Annotated in this window: 17 protein-coding genes; 6 read left to right on the top strand and 11 right to left on the bottom strand. The window is 55.0% G+C overall.

Annotation, left to right across the window (positions count from 1 at the left end; all coding sequences use genetic code 11):
• Position 1: 1 nt before the first annotated feature.
• From KJ970_05800 to KJ970_05775, 6 genes are all read right to left on the bottom strand, one after another.
• Entirely contained in the window at positions 2-526 is a 525-nt protein-coding gene (locus tag KJ970_05800; protein ID MBU2690423.1) for a sigma-70 family RNA polymerase sigma factor, read from the bottom strand.
• Positions 527-651: 125 nt separating this feature from the next.
• Positions 652-1,536: a nitroreductase family protein gene (locus KJ970_05795; protein MBU2690422.1), complete on the bottom strand. Its 885-nt coding sequence runs from the start codon at positions 1,534-1,536 to the stop codon at positions 652-654.
• A 28-nt stretch (positions 1,537-1,564) separates the two neighbouring features.
• Positions 1,565-2,053 carry a peroxiredoxin gene (locus tag KJ970_05790; protein MBU2690421.1) on the bottom strand — a complete coding sequence of 163 codons (489 nt, stop codon included), beginning with the start codon at positions 2,051-2,053 and terminating at the stop codon, positions 1,565-1,567.
• 63 nt (positions 2,054-2,116) lie between these two features.
• Positions 2,117-2,485, bottom strand: coding sequence for a hypothetical protein (locus KJ970_05785; protein MBU2690420.1), 369 nt, complete (start codon positions 2,483-2,485; stop codon positions 2,117-2,119).
• 43 nt (positions 2,486-2,528) lie between these two features.
• A complete protein-coding gene (locus tag KJ970_05780) occupies positions 2,529-3,296 on the bottom strand; it encodes an XdhC family protein (protein MBU2690419.1) in 768 nt (255 codons plus the stop codon).
• Between the two features lie 87 nt (positions 3,297-3,383).
• Positions 3,384-4,046: a nucleotidyltransferase family protein gene (locus KJ970_05775; GenBank protein MBU2690418.1), complete on the bottom strand. Its 663-nt coding sequence runs from the start codon at positions 4,044-4,046 to the stop codon at positions 3,384-3,386.
• A 262-nt stretch (positions 4,047-4,308) separates the two neighbouring features.
• Between KJ970_05775 and KJ970_05770 the strand changes: the two genes are divergently transcribed.
• The gene (locus tag KJ970_05770; GenBank protein ID MBU2690417.1) at positions 4,309-6,168 is read left to right on the top strand and encodes a methyl-accepting chemotaxis protein; all 1,860 of its coding nucleotides are present in this window, start codon (positions 4,309-4,311) and stop codon (positions 6,166-6,168) included.
• Positions 6,169-6,262: 94 nt separating this feature from the next.
• Here KJ970_05770 and KJ970_05765 read toward each other — a convergent pair whose 3' ends face one another.
• The 5 genes from KJ970_05765 to KJ970_05745 form a co-directional block, all read right to left on the bottom strand.
• The gene (locus tag KJ970_05765; GenBank protein MBU2690416.1) at positions 6,263-7,906 is read right to left on the bottom strand and encodes an FAD-dependent thymidylate synthase; all 1,644 of its coding nucleotides are present in this window, start codon (positions 7,904-7,906) and stop codon (positions 6,263-6,265) included.
• Positions 7,907-7,921: 15 nt separating this feature from the next.
• On the bottom strand, positions 7,922-10,489 hold the full coding sequence (locus KJ970_05760) for a S9 family peptidase (protein MBU2690415.1): 2,568 nt from the start codon (positions 10,487-10,489) through the stop codon (positions 7,922-7,924).
• Positions 10,490-10,513: 24 nt separating this feature from the next.
• Positions 10,514-11,878 carry a TldD/PmbA family protein gene (locus KJ970_05755; GenBank protein MBU2690414.1) on the bottom strand — a complete coding sequence of 455 codons (1,365 nt, stop codon included), beginning with the start codon at positions 11,876-11,878 and terminating at the stop codon, positions 10,514-10,516.
• Complete coding sequence (locus tag KJ970_05750; GenBank protein ID MBU2690413.1) at positions 11,875-13,542, bottom strand: TldD/PmbA family protein; 1,668 nt, start codon at positions 13,540-13,542, stop codon at positions 11,875-11,877. The genes KJ970_05755 and KJ970_05750 overlap by 4 nt, the downstream gene beginning before the upstream one ends.
• Before the next feature lie 118 nt (positions 13,543-13,660).
• On the bottom strand, positions 13,661-14,881 hold the full coding sequence (locus KJ970_05745; GenBank protein MBU2690412.1) for a D-alanyl-D-alanine carboxypeptidase: 1,221 nt from the start codon (positions 14,879-14,881) through the stop codon (positions 13,661-13,663).
• 309 nt (positions 14,882-15,190) lie between these two features.
• On the opposite strand from KJ970_05745, the gene KJ970_05740 reads away from it, so the two are divergent.
• The 5 genes from KJ970_05740 (at position 15,191) to KJ970_05720 (ending at position 19,455) form a co-directional block, all read left to right on the top strand.
• Positions 15,191-16,324, top strand: coding sequence for a hypothetical protein (locus KJ970_05740; GenBank protein MBU2690411.1), 1,134 nt, complete (start codon positions 15,191-15,193; stop codon positions 16,322-16,324).
• A gap of 25 nt (positions 16,325-16,349) precedes the next feature.
• A complete protein-coding gene (locus KJ970_05735) occupies positions 16,350-17,018 on the top strand; it encodes a MotA/TolQ/ExbB proton channel family protein (protein ID MBU2690410.1) in 669 nt (222 codons plus the stop codon).
• Positions 17,015-17,461, top strand: coding sequence for a biopolymer transporter ExbD (locus tag KJ970_05730; GenBank protein MBU2690409.1), 447 nt, complete (start codon positions 17,015-17,017; stop codon positions 17,459-17,461). Before KJ970_05735 ends, KJ970_05730 begins: the two co-directional genes overlap by 4 nt.
• A gap of 227 nt (positions 17,462-17,688) precedes the next feature.
• The gene (locus KJ970_05725) at positions 17,689-18,447 is read left to right on the top strand and encodes a hypothetical protein (GenBank protein MBU2690408.1); all 759 of its coding nucleotides are present in this window, start codon (positions 17,689-17,691) and stop codon (positions 18,445-18,447) included.
• A 249-nt stretch (positions 18,448-18,696) separates the two neighbouring features.
• Positions 18,697-19,455, top strand: a complete 759-nt coding sequence (locus KJ970_05720) for a hypothetical protein (protein ID MBU2690407.1) — start codon at positions 18,697-18,699, stop codon at positions 19,453-19,455.
• Positions 19,456-19,485: the final 30 nt, after the last annotated feature.

The following is a 19,485-nucleotide window of genomic DNA, read 5'->3' as shown; positions in this document are numbered from 1 at the left end:
TTCACATTTGATCGGCCAGAGTCTCGCGCAGACGGGTCCGGGCTTCGTAAACATGGAGCTTGACCGTTCCCAACTTGATATCCAGCATGTCGGCGATCTCCTGTTGCTTGTACCCCTGCTGCACGAACAGCACAAAGCAGGTCTTCATCTTTGGAGGCAACCCGGCAATCGCTTCATGCAGGCGCCGCCGCAGTTCCATATTGTCCTCCCTGCCGATCTCCCCGAGCTCCTCCAAGGGCTTCTGTGCCCCGCGGCGTTTCATTTTGCGCAACCGGTCATAGCAGATATTGATGACGATCCGGTGCAGCCAGCTTGAGAACGAGGCCTGATGGCGGAATTGTCCTATTTTGCGGTAGGCCTTGAACATCGCATCATGAAGGGCCTCTTCGGCCTCCTCGCGGTTGCTCAGCAGGCGGAACGCCACCGCCATAAGTTGTTCCTCGTAATAATGATAGATGGTCTCAAAGGCGTCGATTTCGCCGCGTTGGCAGCGCCGGATAACGGCGTTTTCATTCTCAAGAGCCATTCGCGGTCAAGCGCTCCTCTTGGATCTGTCAATGAGTTCAGCTATTAGACGATGCGATGGGACGTCAGGTTCAGTCTAGGGTAGGATGATTATTCTGGAAATTTTTTAGGAAGATGCCTCCACGCTCAATCTGACCTGGGGACCCACTCCTTGAACCAATCAAAACCCTGGTTCTCGAGCTGAGCAAGAAAATCCAAATTCCCCTGCGGCATCTCATCGGCTTTGTAGTGCAGGCCGAATCTGTTTTGAACAGGGTTGATATAGCCGGCCTTCTTAATCGCTTCTTCACATTTCTCCGCATAGTCTTCGCCGTGCGTGCGCTGACAGACCCGCTTTATCTTTTCCAGGCGATCCTCATTGAGGATGAGTTGTTTGTTGTCTTCTCTCTCAATATAGGCGCTATAGAGTACGTCATCGGGGATATCCTTGTAGGTCTCTTTATGAACCATGATATCGGTGCTGAACTTCTTTCTGATCGTGGGCTTGGTTTTGGGATATCCCAGAGTGAGCAATACGATGGGAAAGACACCCTCCGGAAGACGGCACATGCGGCAGATCTCCTCAATATGCTCCAATATTGTCGCGACATAGCATGAGCCGAGACCTAAGGCGTCGGCCGCGGTACAGATATTTTGCGCGGCAATCAATGTGTCCTGGAACGCCACCCAAAAATGCCGGAAGGAGTGCTGGGCTGTATAAGGAGCGACGCCGATTTCGGCCAAGCGCCTATTCCGTCGCAAGTCGAGACAGAAGACCAGATTGACCGGGGCCGTACCGATGAATTTCTGCTCGCACATCTCTCCGAGCTTCTCCAGTGTCTCCGGTTTATTTATCTGAATAATCGAGTACGGCTGCAGATTTCCCCCGGTAGGGGCATGCATGCCCGCTTCAAGGATTGCCGACATAACCTCCGGCTCGATTGCCCGGTCATCATAACTTCGCAGACTCGCCCGTTCGTGGAGGAGACGGATTGTCTCGTTCATTTTGCTCGAATTGTCTTGTGACGTCATGATTTCCAACCCCCCTGAATTTCCCGGGCTAATTCAGTTCATCCAGCCTCTGCAGGACGGCATCGGCGTGTTTCACTTCGCCGCCGGATCTTTTGATCCTGACTTTGACATTAGGCCAGATATCGGCGATCTTGCCGTCAGGTGAAATCAGAACTGTTGTTCTGATGACGCCTTCGTATTCTTTGCCATAATTCTTCTTGAGTCCCCAGGCTCCATATTTCTTCAGCACCTTCTTCTCTTCATCACACAGCAGCAGGACATCCAGCCTGTGTTTCTGGATGAAGTTCTTGTGCGAGTCGGGGCGATCGGGGCTCACACCGATGACAATAGCATTTCTCCTTGCCAGATCCTTTTTTATAGCTGTGAAGTCGATGGCCTCCAGCGTACAGCCCGAGGTGTTGTCTTTTGGGTAAAAATAAAGTATAATCCATTTGCCGGAAAAATCAGACAGATTGACAATCCGGCCATCCTTGTCGGGAAGCGAAAATGCAGGGGCGGTTTTTGTTCTTCCTGTCATTGCGGTCTCCATGCATATACAAACAGAAAACTTGTGGATTTATAATTCAATGAATTTCTGGTATTACAATTCAAGGAAGGCTTCCGCTTCAGCCCGGTTTGAGAAGACACCGATATTGATAGTTTTCCTGGACACGGCCTGCAAAACCCGGACCATGCCGTACACGAGCGGTTCGGTTGCAATGAAGGCGAGCCTGCCGTCTATGAGTGCCGGCCTTTGTGCAAAAAGAGCGGCCGTCTTCCGGGCGTCATCGGAAGTCAAAGTGAAATTTTCAGCTTCGCGCAGGTCCACAAGATGCCGATAAGGATGCGGCAGGGCCGGATCCGAGAGAAGGTGGCCAAGGTGTTCGCTGAGATTATCCCATGATATTTCACCCCAGCCTCTGACATTTACAACACCCTTCTCAAGATCAATGGAATATGAAAAAGGCATACCGCGAATCTCCTAAACATATTAAGCGGAGTCCTCCCGGGCGTTAGGCTCCGTACCGGTCTCCTATGATCTCACCAAGAATCGCCACGGCGATCTCGGCGGGGGATCTTGCCGGGATCGATGTCAACCCGACCGGGCATCTGACGGATGAGGTTTTTTCCCGCAATTTATCCGATAGTGACTTGTAAATGGCGTCCCGCTTCCGAGTGGAGCCGATCATGCCGATAATGCCGGGGAAACGCTCCAGCGCCGCTTGCAACGACTCGCCGTCCAGCTGATGTGTATAATTCATGATCAGCAAATGCGTATAGGGTGTCACATCGGCGGTACGCAAGAACTCAGCCGGATCAGAACAAAAAACACCCTGCGCGTTATCCCAGTCATCTCGATTCGTCAACTCCGCTCGATCGTCTACGACCGAGTAGCCATAATCGAGAAGCCGGCAGAGGTCGCTGATACTGCGGCCCATATGACCCGCGCCCATGATTAAAAGATGAGGCCTTCCGGGAACAATCTCGATGGCCATGTCTTGTCTTCCTCCGCATAGACTGTCGATGCCGGTGGGTGATTTTTGAGAGAGGTCGTAGGCTTTGAAAATCCCTTCGCCCTTTTTCAGCGCATTCATGGCGTCGGCTTTAACTTGCTCTTCCACTGAACCGCCCCCGACGGTCCCGATCGTGGAGCCATCGAATCGAACTATCATTTTGTGACCGATCCGTCCCGGGGATCCTTTAGCGCGGAGCACCGAGGCCACAGCAAAGGTTTCCCCACGCTGCAGGAGTTCGATCATTTTGTTCAAGATTTCAATCATATCTCCATCTTTTCGGTTTCATGAAACCAGGTTCATAATAGCCCAAGAGTGTAACGACTCAAGCGTATGAAACTCGAGTGCATAAGATTAGGGCGACCAAGGTCGTGCGGGAGCCCCTAGCCAGCGCTCCGCCTCTTCCGGCGTGTTGAGATCAACCCGGATACCAGGATCTTCAACCGGCAACATTTCAATACAGCATTTTGGATCTTTCCAAAGTTCCCGGAGAGGAGTATCCGGGCCCATCTCAAACAAAGCGGGCCAATGGTTCTTGCCGACGGCGACGGGATGTCCACCTCGGCTCTCCCAAGTCGGGATGATGACCGCCGAGGGACCGGACCATTCCAACTTATAACCCAGGCGCCGCACAGTTTGCGGGCGAACCAGCGGAAGATCAACCGGCCAAATTAAACAGCCGGATGGTGATTCACTACTGAGTCTTGAAAAGTGTTGCAATCCCGCCTGGATCGAACCCGTCCGGCCCGCATCCGGATCTGAGTTTTCGATGATGTACAAGCGTTGAGAATCCGGCAATCCGGATAATGTTTCAATAATCTCTCGCTCCTCCGGCCGCGCCACAATCGCCACTGGTCCCTCCAGCTGTTCCAATGCGATGGAGGAAATCAGAGACACCGCTGATTTTCGCTGAATCTCCAAAAGAAATTTTGGAAATCGCATGCGCCGTGAGGCGCCGGCGCAAAGGATCAGCACGGCGATCTTTGGTCTCGAATATGTCGTGTCACCGAGGGTCATATCCTGATCGTAGGGCCTCAGGGGATTGGGGATCCACACGAATTTGGGTCGAAATCCCAGTCTTCCAAGGGGGCCCAAGGGGGTCTGAAAGGGCGATATAGAGATAGTTTCTCTCCGGCCCACACCCGCAACGAAAATTACAGATCCCCTCCCGCGTCACCGATTTAATGAACATCACTGTTTTAACTCCGATGTGGACACCGGCCTGTCTGTCGCCGGCGACAAGAACCGTGCAAGGAGTTTAAAAATAAGGAGTTGCGCCATGCCTGCCATCCTTTCCGGGAAGCTGTTTTCCAGTATTCGTGCAAAGATGCTTATCGGGGTCGTTGTCCCTGTCATTTTGGGAATGACCGTCGTCCAGATTGTTATCATGACCGGTATGGAAAGTAAGACGGATGGTAGATTGCAGGGGTTGCGGGCGCAATATGAAGAGGCGGTTGCCTCAAGATTGAGTGCGCAGGTTGATCTGGCGATTGCCGCCGTAACGAAGTGTGAGATGGCGGGAGGGTCCGAAGCGGAGTGTCTGAATCTCGTGAAAAATCTGCAGTATGGATCCGCCTATATATGGATTCACTCGTATGATCCCGTAGATCCCACGAAACCGAAAATGGTCATGCACCCAACGGTTCCAAAACTCGATGGCACCGACATCTCCGATTTCAGAGATAAGAAGAAATTCGAGAAAATCGCTCATGATGGAAGGATCTTCAACAAAAACGCGGCAGAGGTGTCGCATATCAAAGAGACGAACCTCTTTGTCGATATGAATGCCGTTGTGAAAGCAAAGGGCGCGGGAACGGTCACCTATTACTGGCCCAAACCAAAATCGGGCGGCGGAACAACAGACGAAGGATACGCGAAACTCTCTTATGTGAAACTATATCCGCAGAAGAATTGGGTTTTTGGCACCGGTGAGTATATCGACTTCATCGACGCCGAAGTGCAAGCTCAAGGTACCGCCATCCGAAAGGAAGCGCGGGATCTCCAGTTCAAGATTCAGGGAATCCTGCTTCTCGTGACAATCGCGCTTGTTGCCTCATCCCTTATGCTAAGCGCCATTATTATAAAGCCGATTTGTGCGGCGGGCCGCGCGATGCAGGAAATTGCAATGGGGGATGGCGATCTAACCGCCCGATTGGATGATTCGGTTGACAATGAAATCGGCCGGATGGCCGGTCAGTTCAATATCTTTGCGGAAAAGATCCAAACCGTTATCTCTCAAGTCCTGGAGCACACTCGCACTGTGCTGGACTCGGTTGAAGAAATGACCGTGACATCCAACAACTTGGCGTCGAGCTCCGAAGTTATGCGAGGCCAGGCAAGCAATGTTGCAGCGGCGACAGAGCAACTTTCGACAAATATTGTGAACATGGCTTCCGGCGCTAATGAAATGTCCACTTCGGTAAATACCGTGGCCTCCTCGATTGAGGAGATGAGTTCATCATTGAGCGAAGTGGCGGGGAACTGTGGGCAGGCGGCGTCTATTGCGATATCGGCCGATTCCAAAACAAAACAAACAAGGGAAACAATGGAACGCTTGAACAGCTCCTCCGCAGAAATCGGCAAAGTGCTCGATGCAATCAGCGATATCGCCGATCAGACAAATCTCCTGGCTCTGAATGCCACCATCGAGGCGGCCTCGGCCGGGGAGGCCGGCAAGGGATTTGCCGTTGTCGCCAATGAAGTCAAGGAATTAGCGAAGCAGACCGCCGTGGCGACCGAAGAAATCGGGCGGCAGATTCAGGAGATGCAATCAAACACCGGCAATGCGGTCGAAGCGATAAAGGAGATTTCCGACGTCATTACGGAAGTCAATTCAATCACACAAACCATTGCCAGCGCTGTTGAAGAGCAATCCGCGACGATAAATGAGATTGCCAGTAACATTAGCGGCGCCTCGACGGCAGCCGGTGAGATTGCCAATAATGCAAGTCAAGCCGCGCAAGGCGCCAATGAAATCTCCTCAAACATTCAAGGTGTCAACAACTCGGCGGGCGATGCAGCGGCGGGTGCGGTGGAGACACGGGCCAACTCCGAGAAATTGACGGAGATGGCATCTGAACTGCAGAAATTGCTCAGTCAATTCAAGGTGGCTTCGCATAAGATAAACACAACGGCGTAGGCGGATTGAAAAGGGGCGCCCGGCCGGCAAGATGCATCTGTTCATCCGGAGTTTCTTGTCCCGGCAGGGCGTTTCTCTATCCGGCGCCGCGGCGCTATTCTTCGAGCCTCAATATGCTTCCATGATCCGTCCGACGCGTTTCCAATGACATCTCCGCGCTCAAACGACCTTCTTCACCGGATGTGTGATCGGCGAAAGAGATCGCCTCGGCGATCGCTCGATGACCGGCCGTCTCAGCGATTAATCGGTGCATCTCCTGCCCGATAAGGCGATAGGAGGTGTGTCCCTGCGGGGCCGTCCGCAATTCGATCAGATGCATTGCCTCACGGGCGTTCATTTCCATGTAGTAGCGGATACGGTAAGCCATGCAGACGGCATACGAAGCGACACGCTCCAAACCCTCAACCGCCAATCGATGGAACAGCTCCGAAGAGCGGGTCATGATCTGATGCCAGCGGTCGCCCAGTGGGGAGGCTTCCAATTCCTGCGGAAAATGATAACCATGATGGGTCGTCAGCTGCTGCCATTCAATGCTGAGGATCCGATGGCGTTGCAGATCGCGGAAAGCGCCGTAATCGGAGAGGATATCGAAGCGATACGATGTGCGCTCAAAGGCGCGCCCCGGCCTGTGCCGCCGATTGCGACGGGATCCGACATAGGCCTTGAGAACCCGCACTCGGTCTTCGTGAGGCATCCGGCGCACGCGCGCCAGCAATTCCCCATCCGGCAGATTTGAAGTGGAGTAAAGCGCCGCGGCGATGACTTTGATTTCACCCTCAGGATCAAAATCGGTCAGCTGCACCGTCTGCGATTTTTCCGCAGGTCCCTTTTCCTCCTTCGATAACGGGGAATCCTCTCCAAAAAACTCAGACGCCATCCGTTCTGTTTCTTCCCTGGTTTCCGATAGATAGCGGCTCCATACAACACCCCGCTCTTCCTGGTCCACGCGTTTAAGAAACTCTGGAATCACCTTTCGTAATTCATGGAGCATTAAGCGTGCTGTTTCTCTCGCTTCCGCTGATGGATGAGCCCGCATTCGCAATAGAAGGGATTCAAAGGCCTGCCCGGAGCCGAAGAGTCCCAAATTGGACGTTGTCGCCGCCGGCAACAATCCCCTCAGAATATCCAATGCCTTTGCTTGAAGTGTTCGATGATGGACCGCAACCGATTCCGTTCCCTGCGGAAACCGGGTTGAAAGAAGCTCCTGCAAAGGCTTTACCCACTCTGTATAAGTCTCGAAGATCTCATCCAACACTTCGATATAGACCTTCCGCGCGGGATGATTCTCGAGTTCCGGCGGAATGCAATAACGCCAGCGTCCGTCCAGCCTGCTGGTGAAGGGGATATAGCGGGTTGATTGTTCAAGGTAAGACATGAGGCGGCCGCGCTCGAGAATCTTGGTGAGGATATTCGATGCGCCCTCGACGGCGAGATGCGCGCCGCCGAGTTGAGCGACCGAATCATCCCCGAACTCGATAAAGACGCGGTCGTACAGTTCCCGGGCGCGGCGGAGGCCGGCGCCGGTATCGAACGCGGCGCCGTGATCGGTATCAATGAATTCATCAAGAAAAAGGCGGCGGAGGGATTTCGGTGATCGGGAGTAGCGTGCGAAGAGGGCGCCTTTGACCACCTCGGGCAGATTTGTTAAAGCAAAGACCCGTTCGTCGAGATTTGTGAAGTAGGGCTCCAACAGCCGGCGTTCTTCCCGAGTGAAGATTTCCGGGTTCGGCACGTTAATCCGCCTTCCATGTTGTTAATTAGCCACTGATTCACCCACATTGATCAGAACCGGTGGGAAGGGACCGATCACGAGGGGCACATGATGTAGATCTCTTGGAATATCGAAGGTGACGCGAACCGGCTGCCATTGACCTATTCCCGTCGGTTCGGGTGATAGGCGCACCATGAGATTTTCGCCGTGGATTAATGTTGTCTGGCCATGAGCGGAAAAGGGGATTCCCGCCGGAGGATGATTCCGGCCGGAGGGCCCCAGCATCACGACATCATTCATTTGCAGCGGATACGAACGCATCCCCCAGCCTTGATGGGAGAGAAGTATCTCTACTTCTACAAAACGTCCACCCGGCCTCTCATCGCCGTAGCTGCTCGGTGTGCTGATCTCACCCACGATCGCTTGTAATGGGGTCCCGCGATTGACGCTCAGCGTATCGCCCGGCCGGTAGAGGCGGGGGAGATCATCGATTGACCGGATCTGATCGGCGAGAAACGGCGGAAGATGCTCGCGCGGTGTTTTTCGAAGCTCGTTGTATTCAGGGGGCCAGATGGCTCCATGCGTCACGAAACGGTCGAACCAAGAGCGGGCGAGGCGCATTTCCTCGAGTTTGTGCGCCGGTTCGGCAAAGCCGTGCCCTTCACGAGGGAATTGATGGAACTCGACGGTCTTGCCGAGCGTTCGAAGCATCCTATACATTTCCATCGAGTTGGAGATGAAGGTGTTATTGTCTGCTTCGCCATGCATGATCAATACGGGGGTTGTGACATTTTCGGCGTGGAAAACCGGCGACATTTGCAGGTAGGCGCCGAGATCATCCCAATAATATTTTCGGAGATATGATTTCTCCCACATGGGATAATCGCTCATCGAGAAGTCAGTGATCAGGCTGAAAATGCCGTACTCAGATACCGCCGCGGCGAACCGGCTCGATTGTGTAATAGCCCAATTCGCCATGTAGCCGCCATACGACCCGCCCATAATGGCGATTCGGTAGGGATCGGCGATGCCGTCCGCAATCAACTGATCCACACCGGCCATGATATCCCGATAATCGCCGCCGCCGAGATCGCGCACGTTTGAAATGGAGAATTCATTTCCATACCCTGTGCTTCCCCTGTAATTGGGCGCCAGCACCAGATACCCTTCGCCGGCCCAGGTCTGAATCGTCTGGCTTAGCTCATGCGTCACATGCCAAGACGGACCGCCGTGGATATCTACAATCAGCGGATAGGGCGGAAGAACCTCGGTCCACCAGGGTTGAATGAGCAGGCCCTCGATTTCCTGGCCGTCGAAACTGTTCCAGCTATAAACGCTCTGCCACGCCGGTTGAATATCTTTAAAGCGGTCTTTGTTCGGTTCATCCAGCACCCGCGCAATCCGCCCTTCGTAGTTTACGAGAACAAGTTGCGCGGGCGATTCAGGCGTCTCGATGGTGAGGGCAAGATATTTCCCGTCGTCTGAGACGGCGCCATATTGTATAACTTTACGCGGATCGGTCAGCCAGCGCGCCGTACCCTCGCCGTCGAGTGTCGCCAGCCGCGCGGAAAAATGATCCTGCGCGATGACAAAGCCGGCGCCGCTCTTGGCGGGCCATAGAAAAGCGTCGACCTCGCGATCGAGGAGATTTGTCCAGGGGATCCACCGCGAGAAAGGAACATGATCTCGATTGTCCAGGCGCCGGCTGCCCACGGGAAGGACATACACTTCCATCTGGGAAAACATGAGCGAGTCGGTCTTCACGGCGGTGCAAATGACACCCTCTCCATCGTGAGTCCAATGAATGTTGCCTTCGGCGCCGTAGCGATGTGTGAGCCGGCGGATGCGTTCTTCGTTGAGCCCCAGGAGATAAATTTCCGTCTCGTTCTCATCCGCGAGAACACCGGTGAGGTTTGACAAATAGGCGACCCATTGCCCGTCGGGGCTTAGCTCGAATTCCTCCATCCCGCGATCACCGCGGAAGAGAAGCTTGGGATCTCCCTCGGGAACGGGATAACGCCAAAGGATCTTCCGAGGAATATTTTTGTCCTTCGCGTCAGCGTCATAACCTTTCTCCTCCCGATTCCCGGCATATTCCTTCATTCCGGCCGCCTGATCCTCGGGGGTCAGGACGAGGATCGACCGTCCATCCGGTGTCCAGGCATAGTCTAAAATACCACCGCCGAGGTTCGTCAAAGGGAAGGGCTCTCCACCGCCCATTGGCAAGAGCCAGAGCTGTTCGTCATCTGTTTCCTTCGCGCCGGGTGCATCAGGTTTCCTGAGGAAAGCGAGATAGCTGCCATTCGGTGACCAGTCGGGACGCTGAGCCGATTCATTCCCGCGGGTGACAGCGCGCGGCTTGCCGCCGCGGCGCGAGGCAAGATAAATTTGCCGCCGCATCTGGTTCTTATCCAGGTCGGCGGTGCGCAGGACATAGGCGATCCAATCGCCATCCGGACTGAAGTCGGCCTGCTGAGGAGTGGCCATCATCACGACGTCATGAACGGCCAGCGGGCGCTTGGAGACGGCGTGGGCGGAACCGGGTATGAACGATACGGCGAAAATTGAAAAAACCGCCGTAAAGATCGGCACCCAGAATCTGAATGACATCTAAAGAATACCTCCCTGCTCCACCTAAGCGCTGGGACTGGTCAGTGGGAATCCTTCAACAAGAAGAGTCGGCGCAACAACGCCATGGGTCGGCACTGTTGTGTCGGATACGGCCTTGAGATGCGAGAGGAGTTCCACGAGCGATAGGTTTGTCCTGAAGTTGCCGGCCGCGCCCGTGATTTCTCCTCCGTCGATCGTCAGCAGTCCGTTCCGTGTCAGCGCCGTGATCCGCGTTTCGCGCGGTTGTACAACTCTGGCGTACCAGAGGCGGTTGATCAGGATGCCCCTATGAACCGAACGTATCATCTTTTCGCGCGATGTGGCGCCCGGCTCCATGACAAGATGATTCATCAAGATATCGGTCCACCTTGATAAAGGATCGGCGCCCCGCCCATTGGATGGTTTATTGCCGAGATGGGCCGTGCGGTGATTCGTGGCGATGTCTTTCAGCACACCCCTCTCCACAAAAGTCAGGGGTTTTGTGGGAATACCCTCATAGTCGATTCCCGGCGCCGCGGTCTGGGGATGCTGCGGGTCATCCCGGAGAGTGAACTTTTCATCCAAAACTTTTTCGCCCAACCGCCCGCTGGCGAAACTGCGGTATTCGTTCACTTCTGTTGCGCCGAATCCGATGTGCGCCAGAATACCGACCAAATCCGCGACCGCGGTCGGTCCGAGAATCGCCGTATAAAAACCCGGATTCAGAGAACGGCGGACAATGCCGTATTTTGCTTTGCGCGCGGCCTTGATCGCCGTTTCTTCGGGATTCAGATCGGATAGTCTCCAGGCGAATCGATTTGAGTAACCCGAGCTCTGCTTGCCGCCCGATCCCGCGAAACAGGTAAGGGATAGATCAGCTTTTGTAGAAATGCTGCGCGAAGCCAGCCCCTCGCTGTCGCGAGCCAGGAACAGATTCTCCCGCACACTCAGCGCTCCGGCCGCGATGGCGCCCTCGGCGCGCGCCGTTTCAAGCCCGACGGATGCGATACGCGCCAGCTCCTCGGATGTGGCATTGGCCGTCTCCCGGTCATGATGATCGCCGCCGTCCTGCGCTGCCTTCACCGGACCCGGCAGACCGGGGAATTGCGGATCGGGCGGAAGAAAACTGCAGATCCGCCGCGCCCGGCCTATGGCGGTGTGTATCTCGTCGGGAACGAGAAGTCCGGTGGAGACAACCCCTTGCCGGTTACCTTCGATAGCCGTCACGATAAGACGGAGGTCTTTTCTGTCTGCGGTTTGGTGGATCTCTCCATCAGCCAGTCTAAAAACGCGCTCCCGTGTCGCTTCTAAAAGGAGATGCAAGCCGTCTCCCGGGACATGCTCCACCGCGTCATCCATAACATCAACGATGATGTCTTCGATTTCAGGTGTCGGCCAGATGCATCTCATGATCGCGATCCGATCCGGACATTTCGCATTCTCAGGGGCGAAGCCCCATGTCCGACATGGCCGATCTGTTTGGGATCTCCCTTCCCGCAGTTGGGGATGCCCCATATCCGCCAATGGCGGTAATCTGTGATCGCATCGCAAGCGCGCCAGAGCTGATACGAGATTCCTCCGTAGGCCGGATCCCTGTACATCCGGATCTTCTTGCCATCCCGTATTTCCCAAGCCATCTCCGCGGCGACGAAGAAGTTCAAGCGAAGATGATCAATACTGGGATTCTTCGAGGTCTCAAAATAAAAACCATTTTCCGTGTCTTCGATGAGTTTATCAAAAGTCCAACCGCCGGGCGCCAGGTTGACATTTGTCATACGAATTAACGGCATATGGCTCCAGTCCTGCGCCCTGGCGGCACCGCCGCTTAAAATCCCCAATTTGCCGGCCGTTTCGCGATTTGTTAAATACCCGCTGAAGACGCCGTTCTTTATGATGGGAACCCGCTGGGCCGGTGTTCCCTCATCATCGTAACCGAAGCTCCCCAAGCCCAGTGCGGCCGTGGCATCGGCCGAGACATTAATCAGATCAGAGCCGAAGCGGAACCAGTCGAGTTTGTCGGGGGTGAGATGACTGCCGCCGGCCAGGCTTTCCTCGCTGCCAAAGACGCGATCCAGCTCCACCGCGTGGCCGATCGTCTCATGGATCTGTATGGCGGCGAGCGATCCATCGATGACAAGATCGCTGACTTTAGATGGGCAGGGAGGCGCCGTGGTCAGAGCGACCGCCTCCGCGGCGACCCTGGGCGCGTTTTTTTGAAGCTCGTGTGCAAGAAGCCTCTCATACCCGCCGGTTTCACAATCGCATCCCCTCAAGCCGGGGTAGGTGCGCTCCTGGGTCACGCCATCGGTATGAGCGAGGCATTTCAAACCGCCGCCGCACTCAAGAATCTCTTGAAGGATAAGAGTTCCCTCGCTTGTACAAAGCCAATGGGCTTTCCGCCAGGCCGTCAGCCATGTCTCTGTGGAAACAAGATCTTTTTCAGCTTGCCGCGACACTTTCTCGGCGGTCATCAGGTACTCGACCATTTCTTCGAGGGGGACTTCGAAGGGATCGCGCTCGCGATCAGTGCGCCAGACGCCGCTTTGAGGCGCGGCCGGGGCCAATTGAATCGGGCGGCGGTTGTGTGCGGCGGCGGCGCGCGCCATGGCGACGGCAGCTTCCGCCAAGCTGATGATCGTTCCTTTCAGTCTGGCATAGGCGAACGCGGCGGTATGGGGCTGGATCGGCCCTCTTGCGGAAAGATCGACATCGAAGATATCATCGATCGCGGAGATGGGCGGATGGGTCTCATCCGGCTGAATCTCACCTCTCAGAAGATCCTCACCGGCCGGTGTTACGAGGGTCTCCCCGGTCGGGGGCTGCAGGGGGTGGGAGACAAATCCCCATGCGCCGTCAACCAATACCCTGAGACCGAGGCCGCGATGATTGGTGTGGGCGAGAAGAGCGACATGTTGATCTTTGATGCGGATGCGGCGGGTTTCCAATAATCCCCAGCGGGCCTCGGCATAGGTCGCACCCAAACGACGAGCTTCTTCAATGGCCCATTGCGCGAGGATGACATCCTCGGCGGAGAGGCCTGGAACCTGGTCATGATCCAGCAGGATGGCACTCACGGTGTCATACCCCTTCGAATGTGCTCGATAAAACGCCGGATTCCCCGACAAAGCCGGGCATTGAATCTTCACTGAACTTTGGCAGGTACTTCTTCTTGACGCAAGGGGTTGGAGGGTTTTAGCGGCTAAGTCCTAGCCCGCGCCAGAGCTGGCGGAAGAATCCCGCCCTGGATATCGATTGAGAGGCGACAGCCGGAATCCGGGCCAACACCTGATCACCCACCCAAACCTCCCGGTATCCCAGGGGTGTTCCCTCTCGAACCGGCGCTTCGGCCGCGTTGACCGTCTTGTAGGTTTCCCGGATCCTGTATCTGTCTTCCTTCGGAAGAATGATGCTGACCGAGCGGCCGGCGACAAGGGACAATTGTTCGGAGTCACCGCCTGAAATGGGAATGGTCAGTCCCAACGACTGGCCCTCACGGCACAGCAGAACCTTCTCAAATCTCATGAAACCTGTCTCGATCAGATGTTTGGTCGACAGGAAGCGGCCCCGGCTCGTTTGCGAACCCAAAATGACGGAGATGAGACGCATCCCATCCTGCTGCGCCGTGCCCACGAGGCAAAATCCGGCCCGCCAGGTGAAGCCGGTTTTCAATCCATCCAATCCTTCGATCCGTCCCAGGAGTTTGTTTGTGGCATTGAGCGTGAATTGGTTATTGCGAAAGGGCGCGGAGCGGGTGCTGGTCCATTCGAGGATCTTGGGATATTTCACAAGCTCGCGCGCGATCTGGGCGAGATCATAGGCGCAGGTCAAGTTTCGTTGCGACGGGAGGTCATCGAGTCCGTGGGTATTGTAAAAGATCGTTTCTTTCAAGCCCATCTGATCGGCGCGGCGGTTCATCATCTCGACAAAATGCTCATAGCCGCCACCGACATACTCCGCAATCGCCACCGAGGCATCGTTGGCCGATGCGATCATAAGAGCCTGCATCAGCTCTTCGAGAGTGAAGACCTCTCCCTCGGTAAGATAGACCTGTGATCCGCCCATACGCCGGGACCGGCGGGATATAGTGACCGAGTCGGTCAGCGCCACCCTTCCCGCCTTGATCGCATCCATCACGATGAGCGCCGTCATCAGTTTGGTCGTGCTGGCGGGCGCCCGCGAGGCATAGGCATTCGATTCGAATAAGATTTTTCCCGTTTCCGCCTCAATGAGGAAGGCGGAAACGAAATCACGCGGGACCTTCCAGGAGGGGCCGGCGAAGACGGGTAGGGGAAGAAGGGACGCGAGGATGACAAGCAGGCACATGCCGATGGTGACCCGCACCCTCATCACCCGGATGGGGATGATGTGTGTAAGATGTTTTACATCATATTGTTGCAGCACAGATATTTCCATCTCCTCATGGGATTGACCGGCACCCATAAAGAATATCGGCATTTTTTTGGGGGGAACACACCACGACAACGTCAAAATAACACTATAGAGAGAAAGCCTCAAGCAGAGGAGATTCCCTGAGAGGACGAAAGCCTCTATTTAGGGATGGTCTGAGTGTGGGATACAGGGTGGTTTAAGGAACGAAGCGTCTTTTATCCCCGCAAAGTCTCTCTTGTTTTAGGTTTGAATGTTGATCGTAGGATGCCTGAGGGGAACCTGCCGCTCGGGCTAATGTAGAAAGTGCCGATGATCCGCAAACCGAGACACTCGATGAATATTTCCCACCAAGCGACACTGATGACCAGGCCGGGTGGACCGGGGCCGCAAACCCCGATACTCGGGCAACATCGGTCAAGACGGGGTGTCTGGATCTTTGCCTTTATCCTCACGCTGATGCTCCATTTTGGAGTTCTCCTCGCGGCTCAATTCCTGCATCTTGTGGAACCGGCCTTGGCACAAAAGGAAGCGCCGGAGCCGATTCAGGTCGTCTTTGCGCCGGAACCGGACCCCCAACCCCCGACGCCGGAAGAGCCGACCTTTTTCACCGAACTCCCACCCGATCGGGCGGATGATCCTCCCGAGCGGGCCGATTATCTCAGCAACGTCACGAGCCGCACGCGGGACGACCTGCCCGGAGGAGAGGCCGGGGCGCTGCCGCGCCAGGAGGGTTACTCCGACGCCCCGCAGATCAGGATGGACCAGGGGACGGCGCAGGGAATGACGGCTGAGACGGAAAGGCCGGAAGATGCCACGGCGCCTGAGGCGGTCAAGCCCGAGGAAAAGCCCGAAGATAAGGGCGCGGAACCCGAGGTTACCGCTGAAAATATAGAATCACCGGAAATAAAAGAAACGCCTGAACCATCTGAAACGGGAAGCTCTTTTCTGATTCCCAAAGGCGCGGGACTGGAGCATCCCATGAAATCTTTCCTGGAGCAGGGTCTCGCCTCCGACTCAGCGCAACGGCGTATCCAGCCCCTTGGAATGAGCGATATCGCGCAAGAGGCGATGTCGAGCCCCGGCGGGAATACCGATCTCTCGGGGATTATCAGTCTCAATACGACTGAATGGGCCTATGGTTACTGGATGCAGCAGTTTCGGCGCAAAGTTATACAAAAATGGATTGCCCCGCTCGGATACCATCTCGGCTTGATACATGGTTATACTGATTGCGAGCTTGAGATCGCGCTGACCGGCGAGCTTCTCCGGTGTGATGTCATCGCGGCGGACGGCCACCAAGCGCTTCGGGAGGCCAGTGTCGACGCGCTCCGGAAGGCGGCCCCCTATGACCCCCTTCCCAGCCATTTTCCAGAGAAGACCCTGATCCTTCAAATTCGTATGAGTTACAAGGCGCTACCACCAGAGACTCAGCGCCAAGAGACGGGGCGCCCGCGCTCTCGGCGTTAGAAGAACCCGGAAGGAGACCCTGTTCATGTTTGAGTTCCTGCAAAAGGCCGGACCCCTCATTTACCCGCTGGCGCTCTGCAGCATTGTTGCGACCACGATTGCGATCGAGCGGATACTGGCCCTGAGACGGAGCCGCGTGCTGCCCCGCGAAATCATCGAGGTGGTTGAAGCGGTTCGTCCCAACCGTGAGCTGGATCTTGCGATTGAAGTCTGCCGGCGTAACCCGGGTGTCTTTTCGGATGTGATCCTCGTCGGACTCGAATACGCCCATGAACCATGGGAAATCATGCGCGACATGCTGGTCGATATGGGCCGTCAAAAGACAGCCGTGTTGGAACGGCATCTTGTCTGGTTACAAACAATCGCGCAGGCGGCGCCGTTGCTCGGCCTGCTTGGAACGGTGCTGGGAATGATAAAGATGTTCGCCTCGATCTCTCTCTCCGGTCTGGGTGATCCGCAGGCCCTTTCCGGCGGCATCAGCGAGGCGATTGTCACGACGGCCATCGGGCTGGGAATCGGCATTCCCTCCCTTATCACTTACAATGTCCTCGCCTCAAAATCCGAAACCCTCGTCGCCGAAATAGAAGCCTATGCCGGGCATCTGGTGGCTCAACTTCGTTTGAACCACCCGGCCTCACCGGCGGCCGCATCGATGACGTCATCCGCGACCTCATCAAGGGAGGTGGACCGATGAGCGCCATCTCCTTCCGGATCGGAAAAGAGCGCAAGCAGATCACCCTCAATGTGACACCATTGATCGATGTTCTTTTCCTATTGATCATTTTCTTTGCTGTGACCGGGACCTTCAAACGGGTGGGTGAGCTCGAACTTCAATTGCCGCGCTCGACCACGTCGACGCCGGCGTTGGAGGGGGAGCTGGCGCATGAGGTCGAGGTCATCATGACCGAAAGCGGCCGTCTTATTCTCGATGGCGAGGAGACGCCCATGCCCCAACTCAAGGGACGCTTGCTCGAGATCCTGGCGGCCGATCCCCAGAGCCGGGTGATGATTAAGGCCGAGGCGGGGGTCCGCCATGGAGAGGTTGTCTGGATACTCGATATCGTGAGAGACACCGGATTTCCCGGTGTCGGCATTGGCACCCAAATCGGCCCGCCGCCCCCAGAGAACAGGCCGTAAACATTCAAATCAAGGGTTTCTCCTCGGCCATGAATTCCAACTCCAACGTGGACAAGGAATTGCGAGTCTTCTTTTTCTGGGCGTCTCAAGCAAAAATACACTTGTAATTCGCTCCATTGGCTGATATCATCCAGTGTGATTGTAGGAATGGGTCTATTTAGGACCCGCAACGTGATGCAGGGAAGACATACTTTGGTCGGCATCCGGCCACAGTGGGAGGGGCATCGATGAAGACTCACGCCAGCCGTTCAATCCTCACCGTTTGTTTGGCTTTAACATTAGCCATCACTTTGATCGTTCCAGTCCTGGCTGATCCGATGGAAGCCACAATCAACCTGGGACGGGAGCCTGAACCGCCGTACTGCGTTGAAAATCCAGGGGGAACACTCGATATCAACTGGTTCGTCACATACGAGACGACACCGAATTTTGTCCTCTATGAGCTTTGGGATCCCACCATGACGGTTCTGCTTGAAACCGAAACCTATCCCGGCGCAACGGGTGTGAACATCATGCGGAGTTGGGTTGTCCCGAATGGGCTTGTTGATGGGAAATATTGGATCCGAATCGAGTTTTGGTCATACGAGGCCGGCAATGAAGCCAATGCCGAAGTCTCTTTCTACGTTTGTAATGGTACCGGCAGCATCTGCGCTGAGAAGTGGGATGATACCGATTGCGACGGCATTCTGAATAGGGCCGATCTCCCCATCCAGGGTTGGTGGGTTTGCTTGGAAACCCCCTATGGCGATCAGTACTGTCAGCAAACCGATCAATACGGAATCGCCTGTTGGGATGGTCTCCAGCTCGGTCAATACACGGTTTTTGAGGTCATGCAGCCCGACTGGGTGCCTATTTATCCCATATCTCAGCTTGTTGATCTTGAGTGGGGTGAGTCGATCACCATCACCTTCTTCAACAGCATGTGCCCTGAGCCAACACCAACTCGTGAAAGCACATGGGGCCAGATCAAGAGAATCTACGAATAGGTTTTATCCGCAGCTGGCATGAGATTGCGCCCGGGTTTGGTGAGAACCCGGGCGTTTTCCGTCCTTTTTTTAAGCCTTAACCTGATCCGCATTAAACTCGCCGGGCCCTCCAAATAGACTTGATATCCGATCTCAATTAGTGATATTATTATTAGTTATTTCATAAATAAGTATATTTCGAAGCATGGATTTGATGCAGGGACGATGAAGCAGCGTCGATACCTAATCTATATGAAGGGAGGAGCATCGATGAAATTGAACGGCAACATGATAGCATTGAAGGTTCTCTTGGTTTTGGTCCTCGCGGCCATCATGGCGACACCGCTTCTGGCGGACATATCCGAGGCAACGATCAATCTGGGACGAGAGCCGGAACCACCCTTTTGCGTCGAGAATCCGGGCGGCCAGGTTGAGATTTCATGGGAGATAACCTATTCCACGACTCCGAACTATGTGCTCTTTGAATTGTGGGATCCCACACAGACAATTCTCCTCGATACGGAAACCTATCCAGGCGCCACCGGCATGAGCATCACTCGGTATTGGACGGTTCCAAACAGTCTCCTCGACGGGAAATATTGGATCCGTCTGGAATACTGGTCATTTGAGGCGGGCGATGAGGCGATTGCCGAAGTGACCTTTTATGTTTGTAATGGCACGGGAACGATCTGCGCCGAGAAGTATGAAGATACCGATTGCAATGAAATCCTGACCGATGTGGATCTTCCTATTCCCGGCTGGTGGGTCTGTATCGAGACTCCCTATGGCGATCAATTTTGCCGGATGACGGACAACTCCGGTCGCTTCTGCTGGGAGGGTCTCCTTCTCGGTGAATATATAGTATCGGAAATCATGCCGCCGGATTGGGAGCCGATCTACCCCGAATCACAGATTATCAATCTCGAATGGGGGGAGACCGAAACCGTGACCTTCTTTAACGCCCTTTGTAACGAGCCGACGCCCACACGGGAAAGCACGTGGGGTCAGATCAAGAGACTCTACGAATAAGCATCTGGGGAGCGTTTAACAAAAAAGAGT

The organism is Candidatus Eisenbacteria bacterium (assembly GCA_018831195.1).
Taxonomy (GTDB): Bacteria; Eisenbacteria; RBG-16-71-46; order CAIMUX01; family JAHJDP01; genus JAHJDP01.
Note: the sequence above shows the minus strand (reverse complement) of the source record. Positions and strands in the feature narration are given on the sequence as shown.